The following is a 13,833-nucleotide window of genomic DNA, read 5'->3' as shown; positions in this document are numbered from 1 at the left end:
TCACAGCCAAGATAGTCTACCCCGTAAATTCTGCTACCCTAATAGTCATAACTGGCAGGCAGTCTGCCATTATTCCTGCCAAAGCGCTTGAAAAGCCTTGACTATTTTTTCCGGTTCGGCTGCTTCAGTAATTGCTCGTACAACTGCCAGCGAACTTACGCCAGTAGCCAATACTTCGCGAGCATTACTTAAGTCAATACCGCCAATGGCAACCGTTGGCGTACTACCAGCCTGAACAACGTATTGTCTGAGCTTGTCCAATCCCTGCGGTTGTGTAGGCATGGTTTTAGTTGTAGTGGGAAAAATTGCTCCGCAAGCGACATAACTTGGTTTTACGGCCAACGCTTTTGTTAACTCCCCGGGAGAGTGTGTGCTCACCCCCAATCGTAAACCTGAACTCTGAATCATTACTAAATCAGCACTTTCCAGATCTTCCTGCCCTAGATGTACTCCATAGGCACCGCAGTCTACAGCTTCCCACCAGAAATCATTAATAAATAATTGTGTAGGTGAATCTTTTGCATAGGCTACACTCCGCTCAATTTCACGGTACAATGCTGAACCTATCGCGGTTTTATTGCGTAGCTGTACAGTATTCGCTCCTGCATCTACCATTCGCGCTACCCATTCCGCAGAAGGTACTACTGCATAAAACTTCAGAGGAGCAGCTACAGGTAAAAACGAATTTGAAAACATATATTATTCCTTTTGAAATAAAAATCTTTATAATGACAATTTTTCATGCGGCACAGCATCCGTTTTATAGCGTTTGCATGTGTATGTTCTGAATTTTCCACTTTTAAATACATTATGGCCTCAGACACATCCTCTGTACGCTCACCCCTGATTATGCGGGTTAATTACACCTTTGCAGCGCTGTTAACTGGCACTATTGCCTATTTTATCTATTGGGGACTGGGTTATACCAATCATCACTCTCCGCTGTTGTTTATCATCGCCACGCTATTTGGTGCCTTTATGGCATTCAATATTGGTGGCAATGACGTTGCCAATTCCTTTGGCACCAGTGTGGGAGCAGGAACGCTTACGATACCACAAGCACTGGGTATAGCCGCAGTTTTTGAGGTATCCGGTGCAGTAATTGCCGGCGGTGAAGTTACTAAAACTATTCGTCACGGTATTATAGACCTTGGTGCCATGCATTTGACACCATCACAGTGTATCAATGTCATGCTGGCTGCATTACTGGCTGCGGCCATCTGGCTGTTGATTGCCTCGAAAAAAGGCCTGCCAGTCTCTACTACTCATTCTCTGATTGGTGGTCTAGTTGGTGGTGGCCTGTGTCTGGGCTATCTGGTAACTGGTAACAGTAGTGCTTTAGATTTAATCCAATGGAACAAAATGGGTGAAATTGGCCTGTCATGGGTGATTTCTCCGGTTTTAGGGGGTGCACTGTCTTTTATCATCTTCAGCCAGATAAAAAAGCACGTACTTGATTACAACGACCGCATGAGTATTGCCCTTAAAGAAATCAAGCAAGAAAAAAAGGCTTATAAGGAAAAACACAAAGTCTGGTTTGAACAGTTAAGCGAAACAGAAAAAATCACTATTTCTTCTGCAATCGCCCGTGATGCCGAAAACTACAGCGATCCTGATTACAGTGTTGAAGAGCTGGAATCGGAATATTATAGAGGACTGGCCGATATTGAAAGCCGTAAAAACAGTATCGATGCATTCAAAGCATTGCATAACTGGGTTCCTTTAATTTCAGCCTGTGGCGGTATGATGATTACTGCTATGCTGTTATTTAAAGGATTAACCAATCTGCATCTCGGCTTATCTGTGGTTACCAATTTTCTCCTAATCATTATGATAGGCGCGCTTATCTGGATGGCCACTTTCATTTACGCAAAAACGCTTAAACGTAAGGATTTAAGTAAGTCTACTTTTCTGATGTTCAGCTGGATGCAGGTGTTTACCGCTGCCGGTTTCGCGTTCAGCCATGGTGCTAATGATATTTCCAATGCAGTAGGACCTTTCGCTGCCATTATGGATATTATCCGTACCGGTGATACTGGCATGGATGCCAATGCCCCTATTCCGGCGCCGGTGATGATAACTTTTGGTGTTGCTCTGATTGTCGGCTTGTGGTTTATCGGCAAAGAAGTTATTCAGACAGTAGGCACTAATCTGGCCAAAATGCATCCTGCCTCCGGTTTTACGGCAGAGCTGTCTTCAGCGGCAATTGTAATGCTGGCTACGCTGGTGGGATTACCGGTATCGAGTACACATATTCTGGTTGGTGCAGTATTAGGTATTGGTTTAGTTAATCATAATGCCAATTGGAAGCTGATGAAACCGATAGGGCTAGCTTGGGTAATCACATTACCATCTGCTGCTGTACTATCTGTACTGATTTTTCTCGGACTCAATTCTTTGTTCTGAATCCATATTTGATACGACACACCGGACAAGCATTTCCTTGCCCGGTTTTTTTAAGCTTTACTGTGGTAATTGAATACACTTCTCCTGATAATAAATCTCTCATACTTCATGCCTGTGGCCTGATTATAGCTTTGGCTCTATAGTAAATAAGTCTGAAGAAATTTAGTTTGGTTGAGTGAAATACACTGATGATAATATTTTGCAATCGTTTTATTTTTACAAAACGATCCAAAATTAAACTTGACTCATACGCAGATAAACTATAAATTTAAGTTACGCTAACCGCTTCAAAAAGATATAATAAATTTCTATAATATATTTTATTTTATATTAATTTATTTTAATATAAATTTCTTATTTATTAATACTAATTCATAAGGAACACAATATGATAAAAGATCCAAAAATTGCTGAGGAAGTTAAAGATTTGATGTTTAAAATCACCAATGAATTAAATGAATCTTTGTTTAAGGTACGGGATTGCTGCCCTCAGGATGAATTTAATGCATATAGAAGAGTTGTTGGACATATAATGTCGGAAATGTTTGACTTTTTAGCTCCATTATTCCATGAACATCCGGAACTCAAACCAAAAGAATGGGATTAATAACAGGCATCCGACTATCTCCTATGTACTTTATTCAATTGTATTTCAGCCAGCTTTAGCTGGTTTTCTTTAAAATTTTGCCCTTTCTACAACGAGTAAAAGGTAAAACAGATATAAATTTGAAAAAATTTCTATTGATTAAAAATAATTAATATTATAACTTTGGTATATTTTATGAAATAAAATCTATAAGCTGCATAATATATGCAATTTTAATCCTTTAGCATATATGAATGGCATCACTATTTCAAATAACAAAATCGAAAGGCAGTTATTTATTATATTCTACTGGAGGCAAATGGCTTAAAGATGAACGTAACCATCTTTATGGTATCAATAAGCATAAACAACAAACGCATGCTACCATGCCTGAGTTAACATAAATTTCTCTCTTTGATAAATTCAGTTTTGAATGTTGCTTTTGCTTTCTTATTATTATAAAAGCATTTTTTATTTCAAGAGCATTAGATGTTAAATGTGCTGAAACATTTATCTGATAACTGATTATGAAATTCCCCGACTCTATCAGAATTAAATAAATTTAATGCTGAATTACTACACTGGCTATTTGATACTGGTCAACACGATTACAGATAATTTTCTGATCAGATAAATTAAGTAGCAATTATAAAGCATTCCAGCAATGGTTAGCATACATGTCGGTTAGGCCTGCTGCTATAATCTGCCATTTAGTATCCACATCAAACTAACGTTGTAAATGATTAGCTGCTACGCTATTTGCTTGCTGTCTTAGATATCAGATAATGTTTTACTCTATACTTTATATGTCAACGATGGTGATTTCATTACCCGGGTAATCTCACAATGCGTAATCTGACGCCTGTTTGTGTGATGGAAAATGAATTTGCTTAATCCCATACCCCAAAAATTGATAGTTACATTTAAAAAACAGCCACCATCTTATTTATCGGCACAATCTACAATCGATTACTGCCTGGTTGTTTTGCCACGATATTAGACATAATACCCCGATCTCATTTAGCACTAATATAACATCTCTATAGCATAAAAATGCCGAAATGTTTTCAGATTTCTGGTTTTGTTAATGTTAGTAGTGCAGCTTGTTTTAAGCTATCGTTTTTCATCGGTAGCTTATCAAGTTATTTGCATAATGCAATTAGTTTATTTTCTTCTGGAATACAATTATTTTTATACCACATACCACTTTTGCTTGATTGATTTATCCAGCAACTTACAGTTGATAGTGTCACTATCCAATACCTTTACCCATTAATTTGGGGATTTTTCTTATTGATATAGTTTAAACATTTGCTATCTGAAGCCAATATTTAAGGTACGTCTTACTCCTTTTTCTTAATTCATTTTCCTTTCCTTTGAAAGTCAGGTTTATTTTATTTATTCTCTAAAGACAGCTATATGGCTTAGTATAGACATTCTGTTTGACCAAATTAATCCTTTTTAACTCTTTGGTCTGCTGTTTTTCAAAGGGTTTTTTACGCTAAAATAACGCTTTTGTGACAACATGTGTACAAAACGGTTATTGCCATGAATAATCTGCTCAAAAAATTTTATATTGATCCATTTTTACTGGCGATGCTAACTGTTGTAGGCACTGCTACTATTCTGCCCTGTCAGGGTAGTGCAAAAACAATTTTCAGCTATCTGACTACCATTGCCATTGCGTTGTTGTTCTTTATGCATGGCGCCAAACTGTCCCGTCAGGCTATTACTGAGGGCATTAAACATTGGCGGCTACATCTGGTGGTATTTTGCAGTACGTTTATATTGTTCCCGCTAATTGGCTTAGGCCTGCGTATTCTGGTACCGCACTGGCTTTCTCCTGAACTTTATCTGGGTTTTCTATATTTGTGCGCACTGCCAGCTACGGTACAATCTGCAATTGCTTTTACTTCTGTAGCCGGCGGGAATGTGGCTGCGGCTGTATGCAGTGCTTCAGCCTCAAGCATTCTTGGCGTTTTTCTGTCACCAGTACTGGTTGGTCTGATGATGCCTACCAGTGGCAATAGTGTTGATACGACAGCCGCAATTGAATCTATTCTGTTACAACTGATGCTGCCTTTTGTGGCAGGCCATCTGGCACGACCACTGATTGCAAACTGGATTCATAAACATAAAGTATGGATAAACCGTACTGATCGCAGTTCAATTCTGCTGGTGGTTTATGTTGCATTCAGTGATGCTGTAGTTGAAGGTTTATGGCATAAAGTTAATCTGAGTTCAATTGCTATGATTGTTATCCTGAGCCTGCTGATCCTTTTTTTGGTTATCAGTATCAATATGCTGGTTGCGCGCTTGCTAGGTTTTAATCGCGCTGATGAAATCACTATTGTTTTTTGCGGTTCGAAGAAAAGTTTGGCCAATGGTGTCCCTATGGCCAATGTTCTGTTTCCTGCCAGCATTGTAGGGATTATGCTGTTACCTCTGATGATTTTTCATCAATTGCAGCTTATGATATGTGCTGTACTAGCACAACGCTATGCACGTTTACATAAAAATGCATTGTAACTGAATGAGCAGTTAATACAGGCTTGTAAAATTGTTTGTTAACTCTGAAACCGGTTCTTTTTTGATAAGTTATAGGAACAATGATGATGACCGGCTAAAATTTTCTTCTTCAGCCGGTATAACAATCAATTGATTGAATATATCCAGAAAGCTATTAACGCGATCTGACAACGGAATACAATAATATTTTTATAAGAAGTAGATATATTTTCAAAAAAAATCTTGATAATCAATTTTTTAAACTGGTGCCAGTAATAGGAAGTTCTGGCTGCTTATACATATCGCATCATATAGCGACATACTACTACAATTGCCGTATTTTCTAGCTCACCCTTGGATTTCACAAAACACATAACGCTTCATAGCGTCGCATATTATATCAATTTCGTGTCACGGAATTGTCACACATTTAATGCATTTTAGATGTTTGATTTTCTTTATCAGCAGTTGTTTCGATCTCCACAACAACTGAATTCACATTCTTTTCACGTAAGTCCAAAAATTGGCGCACGCAAATACATTTCAGTTGTGGTGATTTCCCCCCACAACTGAATAAGCTAGATTGTAATGTTAGTGAATAGCTTTTACCAGCGCGTTATGCCGCCTTGCACAGTCGTTATACTTCCCTACTACCCCAACTGCCCACGGCAGAATATCTGCGCCTGTAGCGCCGTTTAAAGGGCTTAATGCAGGGCATGGCTCTGTAAGGTTGGCTGGAATGCTAGCGACTGCTGATGGCTTCGTTGATGATGCGCACCCCTGAAGCGTCCAGACACACATTAGTATAAACAGGAACTTTAACAATCTTTGTAACTTGTGCTTGTCGTTCATCTTGCTTTACCTCATTTTCTGCTTTCTGTTTCTCATAGTCTTGGCTGGCTTTATTGATAGCCGCCTGCTGCTTGGCTAAAGCCTCTTGATACTGCCGTTGGACTTCTTCCGTGCCCTTGCTATAACCTTTCTGGTACTGCTTGCTGCCATAGCTAAGTACAGCAAATAGCACCATCAAGGCAAGCAAAGCCCAAGCGCCTAAGGCTAGATAATTGATGTTTTTCATGGCTACACCTCAAAATGCGGGTAATCTTTAGTCTTTACCCAATCTCCACCCCAGTTTATTTTTACACCAAGCTCATTGGCAGCATGTTTCATAGCCTCGGCAATTACTCGGAATTTCTTTAAATCATTCCAATCTACCGGATACGGCACTAAATCTATGGCTTTGCCTGTGGTGTGTTTGCTGGCGAATGGGTTATTTAGCCATGTAACTTTGCTTAAACTTGGCTGGGCGTATTTAGCCGGCACCCCCTTTATAGAACATTGTTGCGCTGTTCGTCCCTTGCCATAATTAATGCAGCACTGCTCACGGCTGCGCAAGCCCTCAGTTACCATAAAATCCTGCTTAGTAATTTCAATGGCTCGCTTAACCACCTTTACAAGATTAGTATCCACCCCTTGCAGGTTGTTTAAAGAACGCTGGCTTAGTTTGTACATATTAAAAACCTTTCATGCATAAAAAAGCAGCCGTAATGGCTGCATCGTCGTTGTTTTAAAAAATCACCACCATTTAATCGCGCTGATTATTTCAGGCAGTCGCCATGCGAAAATAAGCACCAGTAGAATCATTGCTACTGTCCACATTGTTTTACGCAACTCTTTAGGTGTAAAATTAATTACTTCCATAAAAACTCCTAGATACTTAAACGTAAATCGTTTATCATTGGCTATGTTGTTTAAAGCCTCGTTTGAATAACGAATGCCCCCAAGGAGTGCGAATCCTTGAGGGCAATTTTTGTGTTAAAAAGCCAGCACGAGGCTGGCTTGAATCTGTTACAGATTCAAATTATTTAGATTTGGATTTAATGGCTTTCCCTGTTATGAATATAGTTACAATAGCAACTAGAGAGGCTCCCATTATTGATGCACCTAGTACTGGCGAACCAGTCCATATAAGCAGGAAAGATAATATAAAAAACAATAAAACCGTAACGAAAGCAATCCACTGTCCTCTTTGTTGCAGTTGAAGAGATTTATTTATGTAATTGATATCGCATTCTGTCTTATGCCGGTCTAATTCAATTCTTGCCGACTGCTCCCTTTCGACACTCTGCATTATCCGATCCGCGCCATTAGGTATAAGCTGATTATATATAGTCAAATCTTCAGGACTGGGAAGTGGTCCTGAATGAAATTTAGCAATTATCTTACTTATAAGTTGAGGATTTTCTTCCAGTTTATCAAGTATATCCAACTCATCTGGTTGATATATCTCTTTCTCAGTATTTTGAGATTGAGGACATGGTGCCTTTGTTTCTTCGCTATCACGGGGTTGATTATCGTTCATTATCTTTGTCTTTAATTTTTCTTATAGCCTGCTGAAAATCACCACCAATTCTTTTCATATCCCCTCGGAGAGCCAAAACATCCAGAATCTGACCATTTTCAATAGATGCTTGAAAAGGCAATTTACTTATTGTGTTCTGAGGAAATAAATCAAAAGCGGAACTCATTCCGACAATAAAAGGTTTACTTATTACCTTCATATCCGTCTCCATACTTAGTTACATGGATTTTATTATTTTTTTCAATTTAAATAATGAGCACCAAGTTTACTTATCTCGGCAATATTATTCAGTTACTTCCATTCAGGTATGTTAATCATTACCATCCCACCCATCATGATAAATACGTTTCATGAGTGCCTTTTAAGTTGGTTTGTTTAAAATGTTTACTAATAGTTACTTTTAATTATGGCATATAATATTAAGAAATCAAGTTTTTTATTTAAAAGACCTAATAAAATAGTACCTTACTACAAATAAGTTATTAGTTGGCTTGAATCTGTAACAGATTCAAATAATAAATTTGCAGCTTTTAATCGGACTAGGAGAGAAATCTCCTAGAGCTAGGCTGAAGGCTACTGCGGGCGTCTATTTATCACTGTAATTCATCCAGTGTTTTGCTAATCACCTCGCCCGCATTGAGTTGCGCAATAGAAACTTTTAATGCTTCCTGATTTTTAGGGCTATAAAACGGGTCTAAGTCAGGTCGGAATGGAAAACCTCTATCATTAACCATTTGTTTTAAAAAAACTCTAACAGCAGTTGTTAAATCCATACCCAAATCATTAGCAATCTGTTGCGCCTCGTCTCTCAACTTATCATCTATGCGAATTTGTAAATTTGCCATATACAATACCTTTTAAAAATCATTGTTTGTTCATTTATATATAATTACTACTGTAATGATATTTTATAAATTTTGCAATAGTAATGAATGCGAAACTAAGCTTTGCAGTTGTAGTTTCCAATCCCATTCTAGAAATCTAATCTTAAAATTTGCTCTGTGTTTCAGATTAAGCCAGCATTGGCTGGCTTAAAACGGTTACATAATGATAAATGGAACGCAACCGGCGCCCTATTTCTGCCGGTCGTCTGTATCTCCAATCATCTTCTCTGCCCTGTTACAAACGGCATTAATCAGCTTTTGTGCCATCTTCGGTGCGGTGGCCTTGAATGCGTCTAGTAAAGACGTGGAAGCCATGCCGGCAAATACACCAGCACCTGCAAATAGCCATGGGTGTTCTTGTGTGAAGAAATATTCCGTTAATGCTGCCGCAAAAACCATGCCTATAACGATGAATGTAATTGTTAGTACTGTCCCATAGCGTTTGTAATCAGACACCACCAGCGCGCCCAGAAAGCCACCAGCGAGGGCAAAGCAGTTGGCTAATGTGAAAGCCTCGTTCATCATTCACCGCCTTTTTTGTCTTCTACCCGCTTGGTGTGTTTGATTAGATTCCTGCCGGCAAGGGCGCAGATAATGGCAATGATTGGGTATGTTGTCATGCCTGTGGATAAAGGCGGGTATGCGGCAATAAAAGTACCGGATACAACAACCCAGATTAAAGCCGACCAGAGCAGGAAACACCCAGATATGATATTGCTACGGCTGGAATGAAAAAAGGCAGCAAATAGCTGCCCAATCGCGACAAATATCAAAATCGCCACGAATATTTTAGGGTGAAGATGTAAGAATTTTTCATATAAATCCTCTTTAATCATTTCTTCGCCGTGTAGTGCAAATACTGTGGCAAACCCCAGCATAGCAAGGCCACTTAGTACCTCAATTATTCTGGTACCAGTGCCAAATAACCAAATCTGTAATTTGTCTGGTAAAAAGCGCAAGTCAATTACCCAGTGCAACCATTTAAATGCTTTAAGCATGGTGAATTTACTCCATAAAAATACCGCCACTAGGCGGTTGGTCGTTTAATAAAAAAAGCCAGCACTAGGCTGGCTTTTGGAAACATATAACTTATCTAATATTTAGTATTTAGCTTTTGAACAGGACACCCATGATTTATCAACAAAAAAGCAACTCAATAATAGAATTGCTTAAAAATTTTTGTTAAAAACATATTTAATTTTAGCTCAGGGCAAACCTTTTTATTTCAGCAGTATCATCCTTGTTTACCAACTCAATTCCTGCATTTCTTGTATCATTGATTATCAGATCCAAAGCTTTTTTTTGAGCTGCACTCTGATTTTGCGCACTTTCAAAAGGAAACATTATTTTGGTATCCTGTTCAATAGAAGAAAAAGCTCTAAGTCTATTAATGATAGAAATCCATTTATCAGATTTCTGTATAATATCGCTAGAATTATTCTGCCCAAGATATAAGGGCTTGATAATTTTACTTATCTTATCTTCCTGCTTCTGAACCATTGGGAAATTCGCACAGTACTCGGCACCCCCAATTTTTGTCTGAACAAAAGGGAATGCTGTCTGTATATCTTTAATCATATTTTGAATTTGCTTTGTTAATAGCTCTTCATGCTGCTCTTTAGCAAAACTATGTTCCGCAAAATAACTAAAGAGACGATCCAACTCATTTAGCTCATTTATTCCTGTTGTAACACATATGTCGCTTGTGCAAATAATTGCATCTCTAGGTCTGGCTAAATGATCAAACAACGCTCGGAGCATTTCTGGATTTTTATTAGAACTACTTTCCAAAGTATTCTTTATTCTCTCTAACTCATCAGAAAAAGATTGAATTGCTTGTTTATAGACTTTGGCATCAAAATATTTAAAAAATCTACTTAATCGCTGATATTTATTTTCTAATTTATAATTAAAAAAACCAGTTCTAGGGCAAATTAAAATAATTCCGACATTTGCAAATTCGCGAGTCTGAACATAAGGCATAAAGCGGACGACTGCAAAACGCATTGCTAGCTTATTCAAGTCAGTCTCCATAATTGTCCATCATTTAATCTATTCAACGTATCTAGGGAAAATTGAAAATTATATTCTGTTTTCAAATCTCTCTCGTTATTCAACCAGTGCCATTCAGGGGGAAGATTATTACACGCATTCTGATATGCATGCAATGCAGGGATTAAACAATCAATTAGCTCAGATTGTAAAACACAATCTGAAATTATGCTTAGCATAGCATCTCTAAATATATGATTTTCTAAAAATTCACCACCAGTCAACTCCTTATCAAAAGCTAAATTATGATCGATAACCACTATTTTTTTACTGGTCGGCAGATAGAGCAAATTTGGGTTTCCACGTGTTCGATCGCCATTTTTTATAAGCCAATCAAAAGCAACAATCTGTTGCTGAATTTTAATAGGAATGTGTTTAATATTTGCTTCTTCAAAAAGAGTTACATGATGTACAGTTTGTGAACCAAAACAATATCCTAACCCTATTTTTTCTGTTGATCTGATAATTCTTCAAAAAGATATTCTGGCACATCCAACAAACTAAATTGCGCTATTGGTAGTCCAATCGCAGCAGCCATATTTGCACAGAGCCATTCATTAATCTGACTGGTTCTAGTTGATCGTAAGCCTTTTGCGTAATACTCGGTGTCGTCTTCAGCTATACACCGATATGGTTCAGACATTCCTTGCTCGGAAATATCTGTGATGGTCTTTATTACCTTAGCAGACAAATCCTATCTCCCATATCTGTTTGTCTTAAAGAGATTCTTAATTGCTACTTTTATTTTATATCAACGCTACTGATATTTCAGCATAAAAACCGCTTTTCAAATAGCTCAGAATTAAGCTAATTTATAAAATCAACAGCTTACAAATAATAAAAAAATCCACTCGAAAGTGGAATTAACCAAAACAGTGTTATTAATATAATTGTCTACTCATCCAAGACAAGAGTATTGTAACTAACCTATGCCTCTGAGTAAATCAAAAATTTATGTTTAGCTTCCAGAGTCACTTAAAGTTAATATTACAAAATAAATCAATAACTTATACAAATTTAAACATTTGTTGTTGTGGTAATCGTGCTATTAGTTGCAAGTCCGCGACAAGCATCTGTAAAATCATTGCGTAAGCTATAGGACTTGTTACCCACCCTCATATAAATAGGTATGGCTCTGCCGCCTTGCAACTGGGCGCCCAGCTCTATACCCTCTCCACCCACGGCACTGTCTAGCCCAGCTTGCGTTAGTGATATCTTTATATCAGTGTGCCTGAATGCTTCGCCTAAGACTTTAAACCACGCGCCGCCGATTTTACCCGTGCCTCCGAGGTCTACCCACCATCTTGGTTCTTTGGAATCAGTTCTGCCTGAGCCAATACATTGGTAGATATAACCGTTGGGGGTGCTTGGCTCAATTATGTTGCCATAATCATAATATTTGTTAGGTTGCCACTTTTTTATCAGGTTAACCGGTTTAAGTATGATTTGTGCATCTGTTTCTGGACTCAGCACTTCGTCACTTTGGTTGCTACCAAAATATAAAACCACATCCAGATTACCCACACCATTAAATGTAAGGCGGGTGTCGGCCGGATTTTGCATTTTTGTATCTGTATATAACATGAATGCCATTTTTAACCTCCGCTGTTTCATGGCTTGGTTGGGTTTTGGGTGCCGTTGCCACCAATATCGGTACCATTGTTGTCGTTACCCCCTGAAGCGTTATCTCCTGAACCATTTCCACCAGCGTTGTCCTCCACTTTTTTCGTTTCGGTATAAATTTTGGTGATTACTCCGCCGCTTGGCTTGTCTATGTAAATTACCCCCTGATCGTCGTTATCGTTATACTTATCCAATAAGGCATAAAATTCAGGATATGTTAAAGCGTTACTGTAGACTTCAGCCTGTGCTACGCCACCATTGAAAGGGCTTATACTGTCTTCATTACCGTTTTCATCTTCATAATCAACCCATGTATCGGTGTTAAAATCAAACAGCCAGAAATAATTAAGCTCGTTCAATGGCAAAATATTTAGTTCGTGGTAGCTAAATCTATGATAGACACCAGCCAGTCCCAAGCCGTTGCTGCTGCTAAAATTTAGCCCTATGCTGCTCCAGCGGTCGTTATCGTTCAGGTAGATGCCGGTTTGGGTTTTTGTTACGGCATTTTCTTCTGTGTTGCGCTTACGATAGTATGTGACAATCTGTAAATCCTGTACGGCCACAATCAGCAATTCATCGTTACCATTGTCTCCTTTCTCACCGTACAGCACGCATAAAATCAATGGGAAGCCGGCAAATTGCCCCGGCTTGATGCGGATAGTCAGCGCATTCCCATACAGAATTGATTCTTGAGAACTGGTTCGTGCGAGGCTGCCTGGCTTGTTTGTAGCTGTTTTATAGCTATTCACTAATAAGCCCTCATCGCTGCCATGTATTGGGTTAAATGTCTCTCTCATTTCTGTATTTGTTGGCATGACATAGCGGCCGGTAATTTTGTCTTGCCATGCTGTACTATTCTGGTACTGGGCACGCCCAAAAGGAAAAGATGCAACCGGATGGGGTGAGATGTTGCCCAGTGACCGGACATAACACCAGCCGTTATGCTTATAAACTTTTAATAACATACCCATCTTTCAGCCTTTCAATAGCGTTGCGTTTATAAAAGCGGGCAATTGGTCTGCGCTGTCAATGCCTCTTAATTCCAGTAACATTTCATCGCCATCATGCATATGTGTGAAAACGACGGGGTACCATTCCTTTGTTTCACCGTCCACATCATCTATTGGTAGTAATATCTGTGTCTTACCGTTACGTGCGTCTATAATCAGGGTATTCCTGTTAGCAATCTCGAATCTGTCGTTGATATAGGTTATTTGGCTGTTATGAAAGCTCTGCGCTGTAGGTGCGCATAAAATGCGCGTCCCTGCCGGCCATGAGGCTGGCGGCGTCTCTTCCATGCCAGCACGGCAGATTATCAGGTCTTCCCCATACCGGTTATAGACATCTATCAGTTCGTATTCAGCCGCATCGGCACTTTGCAGCGTCAGCCGCATGTAATGCTGGCCACGGCT

The 13,833-nt window shown here is 38.8% G+C and carries 17 protein-coding genes and 1 pseudogene; 3 read left to right on the top strand and 15 right to left on the bottom strand.

Annotation, left to right across the window (positions count from 1 at the left end; genetic code table 11):
* Window positions 1–69: 69 nt before the first annotated feature.
* A complete protein-coding gene (gene thiE, locus BHC51_RS11585; protein WP_100154097.1) occupies window positions 70–696 on the bottom strand; it encodes a thiamine phosphate synthase in 627 nt (208 codons plus the stop codon).
* Window positions 697–810: 114 nt separating this feature from the next.
* On the opposite strand from thiE, the gene BHC51_RS11580 reads away from it, so the two are divergent.
* The 3 genes from BHC51_RS11580 (at window position 811) to BHC51_RS11570 (ending at window position 5,521) form a co-directional block, all read left to right on the top strand.
* Window positions 811–2,406: an inorganic phosphate transporter gene (locus tag BHC51_RS11580; RefSeq protein WP_100154122.1), complete on the top strand. Its 1,596-nt coding sequence runs from the start codon at window positions 811–813 to the stop codon at window positions 2,404–2,406.
* Window positions 2,407–2,794: 388 nt separating this feature from the next.
* Window positions 2,795–3,013: a hypothetical protein gene (locus BHC51_RS11575; protein WP_100100442.1), complete on the top strand. Its 219-nt coding sequence runs from the start codon at window positions 2,795–2,797 to the stop codon at window positions 3,011–3,013.
* Between the two features lie 1,527 nt (window positions 3,014–4,540).
* The gene (locus BHC51_RS11570) at window positions 4,541–5,521 is read left to right on the top strand and encodes a bile acid:sodium symporter family protein (protein ID WP_100154096.1); all 981 of its coding nucleotides are present in this window, start codon (window positions 4,541–4,543) and stop codon (window positions 5,519–5,521) included.
* Between the two features lie 570 nt (window positions 5,522–6,091).
* Here the strand turns inward: BHC51_RS11570 and lysC are convergent.
* The 14 genes and pseudogenes from lysC to BHC51_RS12865 form a co-directional block, all read right to left on the bottom strand.
* Window positions 6,092–6,301 carry an Rz1-like lysis system protein LysC gene (gene lysC, locus BHC51_RS13455; RefSeq protein ID WP_100154095.1) on the bottom strand — a complete coding sequence of 70 codons (210 nt, stop codon included), beginning with the start codon at window positions 6,299–6,301 and terminating at the stop codon, window positions 6,092–6,094.
* Window positions 6,243–6,578 carry a hypothetical protein gene (locus BHC51_RS11560; protein ID WP_100154094.1) on the bottom strand — a complete coding sequence of 112 codons (336 nt, stop codon included), beginning with the start codon at window positions 6,576–6,578 and terminating at the stop codon, window positions 6,243–6,245. Before BHC51_RS11560 ends, lysC begins: the two co-directional genes overlap by 59 nt.
* 2 nt (window positions 6,579–6,580) lie before the next feature.
* Complete coding sequence (locus BHC51_RS11555; protein ID WP_100154093.1) at window positions 6,581–7,012, bottom strand: M15 family metallopeptidase; 432 nt, start codon at window positions 7,010–7,012, stop codon at window positions 6,581–6,583.
* A 63-nt stretch (window positions 7,013–7,075) separates the two neighbouring features.
* On the bottom strand, window positions 7,076–7,201 hold the full coding sequence (locus BHC51_RS13155; protein ID WP_257384816.1) for a hypothetical protein: 126 nt from the start codon (window positions 7,199–7,201) through the stop codon (window positions 7,076–7,078).
* 160 nt (window positions 7,202–7,361) lie between these two features.
* Window positions 7,362–7,862 carry a DUF2335 domain-containing protein gene (locus BHC51_RS11550; protein ID WP_100154092.1) on the bottom strand — a complete coding sequence of 167 codons (501 nt, stop codon included), beginning with the start codon at window positions 7,860–7,862 and terminating at the stop codon, window positions 7,362–7,364.
* Window positions 7,852–8,061 carry a hypothetical protein gene (locus BHC51_RS11545; RefSeq protein ID WP_100154091.1) on the bottom strand — a complete coding sequence of 70 codons (210 nt, stop codon included), beginning with the start codon at window positions 8,059–8,061 and terminating at the stop codon, window positions 7,852–7,854. The genes BHC51_RS11550 and BHC51_RS11545 overlap by 11 nt, the downstream gene beginning before the upstream one ends.
* A 394-nt stretch (window positions 8,062–8,455) precedes the next feature.
* A complete protein-coding gene (locus BHC51_RS11540) occupies window positions 8,456–8,707 on the bottom strand; it encodes a type II toxin-antitoxin system RelB/DinJ family antitoxin (protein WP_100154090.1) in 252 nt (83 codons plus the stop codon).
* Window positions 8,708–8,935: 228 nt separating this feature from the next.
* Entirely contained in the window at window positions 8,936–9,271 is a 336-nt protein-coding gene (locus BHC51_RS11535) for a hypothetical protein (protein ID WP_143558849.1), read from the bottom strand.
* The gene (locus BHC51_RS11530; RefSeq protein WP_100100485.1) at window positions 9,268–9,744 is read right to left on the bottom strand and encodes a hypothetical protein; all 477 of its coding nucleotides are present in this window, start codon (window positions 9,742–9,744) and stop codon (window positions 9,268–9,270) included. Before BHC51_RS11530 ends, BHC51_RS11535 begins: the two co-directional genes overlap by 4 nt.
* Before the next feature lie 202 nt (window positions 9,745–9,946).
* Window positions 9,947–10,768, bottom strand: a complete 822-nt coding sequence (locus tag BHC51_RS11525) for a DUF3037 domain-containing protein (protein ID WP_180296498.1) — start codon at window positions 10,766–10,768, stop codon at window positions 9,947–9,949.
* Window positions 10,765–11,441: pseudogene (locus BHC51_RS13195) on the bottom strand (HipA family kinase). The gene BHC51_RS11525 and the pseudogene BHC51_RS13195 overlap by 4 nt, the downstream one beginning before the upstream one ends.
* A 374-nt stretch (window positions 11,442–11,815) precedes the next feature.
* Complete coding sequence (locus tag BHC51_RS11510; protein ID WP_143558850.1) at window positions 11,816–12,391, bottom strand: hypothetical protein; 576 nt, start codon at window positions 12,389–12,391, stop codon at window positions 11,816–11,818.
* A gap of 17 nt (window positions 12,392–12,408) precedes the next feature.
* Window positions 12,409–13,392, bottom strand: a complete 984-nt coding sequence (locus BHC51_RS11505; RefSeq protein ID WP_100154086.1) for a hypothetical protein — start codon at window positions 13,390–13,392, stop codon at window positions 12,409–12,411.
* 3 nt (window positions 13,393–13,395) lie between these two features.
* On the bottom strand, window positions 13,396–13,833 hold a 438-nt coding region (locus BHC51_RS12865; protein ID WP_180296497.1), incomplete at its 5' end, for a hypothetical protein.

The organism is Snodgrassella alvi (genome assembly GCF_002777745.1).
GTDB classification, from domain to species: Bacteria; Pseudomonadota; Gammaproteobacteria; order Burkholderiales; family Neisseriaceae; genus Snodgrassella; species Snodgrassella alvi_D.
The sequence above is the reverse complement of the archived record's forward strand: the minus strand, read 5'-3'. Positions and strand labels throughout refer to the sequence as shown.

What these genes read in the sequence shown, in the direction of transcription:
- thiE (WP_100154097.1), bottom strand. Translation starts at nt 696, where the DNA reads ATGTTTTCAAATTCGTTTTTACCTGTAGCTGCTCCTCTGAAGTTTTAT.
- BHC51_RS11580 (WP_100154122.1), top strand. Translation starts at nt 811, where the DNA reads ATGGCCTCAGACACATCCTCTGTACGCTCACCCCTGATTATGCGGGTT.
- BHC51_RS11575 (WP_100100442.1), top strand. Translation starts at nt 2,795, where the DNA reads ATGATAAAAGATCCAAAAATTGCTGAGGAAGTTAAAGATTTGATGTTT.
- BHC51_RS11570 (WP_100154096.1), top strand. Translation starts at nt 4,541, where the DNA reads ATGAATAATCTGCTCAAAAAATTTTATATTGATCCATTTTTACTGGCG.
- lysC (WP_100154095.1), bottom strand. Translation starts at nt 6,301, where the DNA reads ATGTGTGTCTGGACGCTTCAGGGGTGCGCATCATCAACGAAGCCATCA.
- BHC51_RS11560 (WP_100154094.1), bottom strand. Translation starts at nt 6,578, where the DNA reads ATGAAAAACATCAATTATCTAGCCTTAGGCGCTTGGGCTTTGCTTGCC.
- BHC51_RS11555 (WP_100154093.1), bottom strand. Translation starts at nt 7,012, where the DNA reads ATGTACAAACTAAGCCAGCGTTCTTTAAACAACCTGCAAGGGGTGGAT.
- BHC51_RS13155 (WP_257384816.1), bottom strand. Translation starts at nt 7,201, where the DNA reads ATGGAAGTAATTAATTTTACACCTAAAGAGTTGCGTAAAACAATGTGG.
- BHC51_RS11550 (WP_100154092.1), bottom strand. Translation starts at nt 7,862, where the DNA reads ATGAACGATAATCAACCCCGTGATAGCGAAGAAACAAAGGCACCATGT.
- BHC51_RS11545 (WP_100154091.1), bottom strand. Translation starts at nt 8,061, where the DNA reads ATGAAGGTAATAAGTAAACCTTTTATTGTCGGAATGAGTTCCGCTTTT.
- BHC51_RS11540 (WP_100154090.1), bottom strand. Translation starts at nt 8,707, where the DNA reads ATGGCAAATTTACAAATTCGCATAGATGATAAGTTGAGAGACGAGGCG.
- BHC51_RS11535 (WP_143558849.1), bottom strand. Translation starts at nt 9,271, where the DNA reads ATGATGAACGAGGCTTTCACATTAGCCAACTGCTTTGCCCTCGCTGGT.
- BHC51_RS11530 (WP_100100485.1), bottom strand. Translation starts at nt 9,744, where the DNA reads ATGCTTAAAGCATTTAAATGGTTGCACTGGGTAATTGACTTGCGCTTT.
- BHC51_RS11510 (WP_143558850.1), bottom strand. Translation starts at nt 12,391, where the DNA reads ATGGCATTCATGTTATATACAGATACAAAAATGCAAAATCCGGCCGAC.
- BHC51_RS11505 (WP_100154086.1), bottom strand. Translation starts at nt 13,392, where the DNA reads ATGGGTATGTTATTAAAAGTTTATAAGCATAACGGCTGGTGTTATGTC.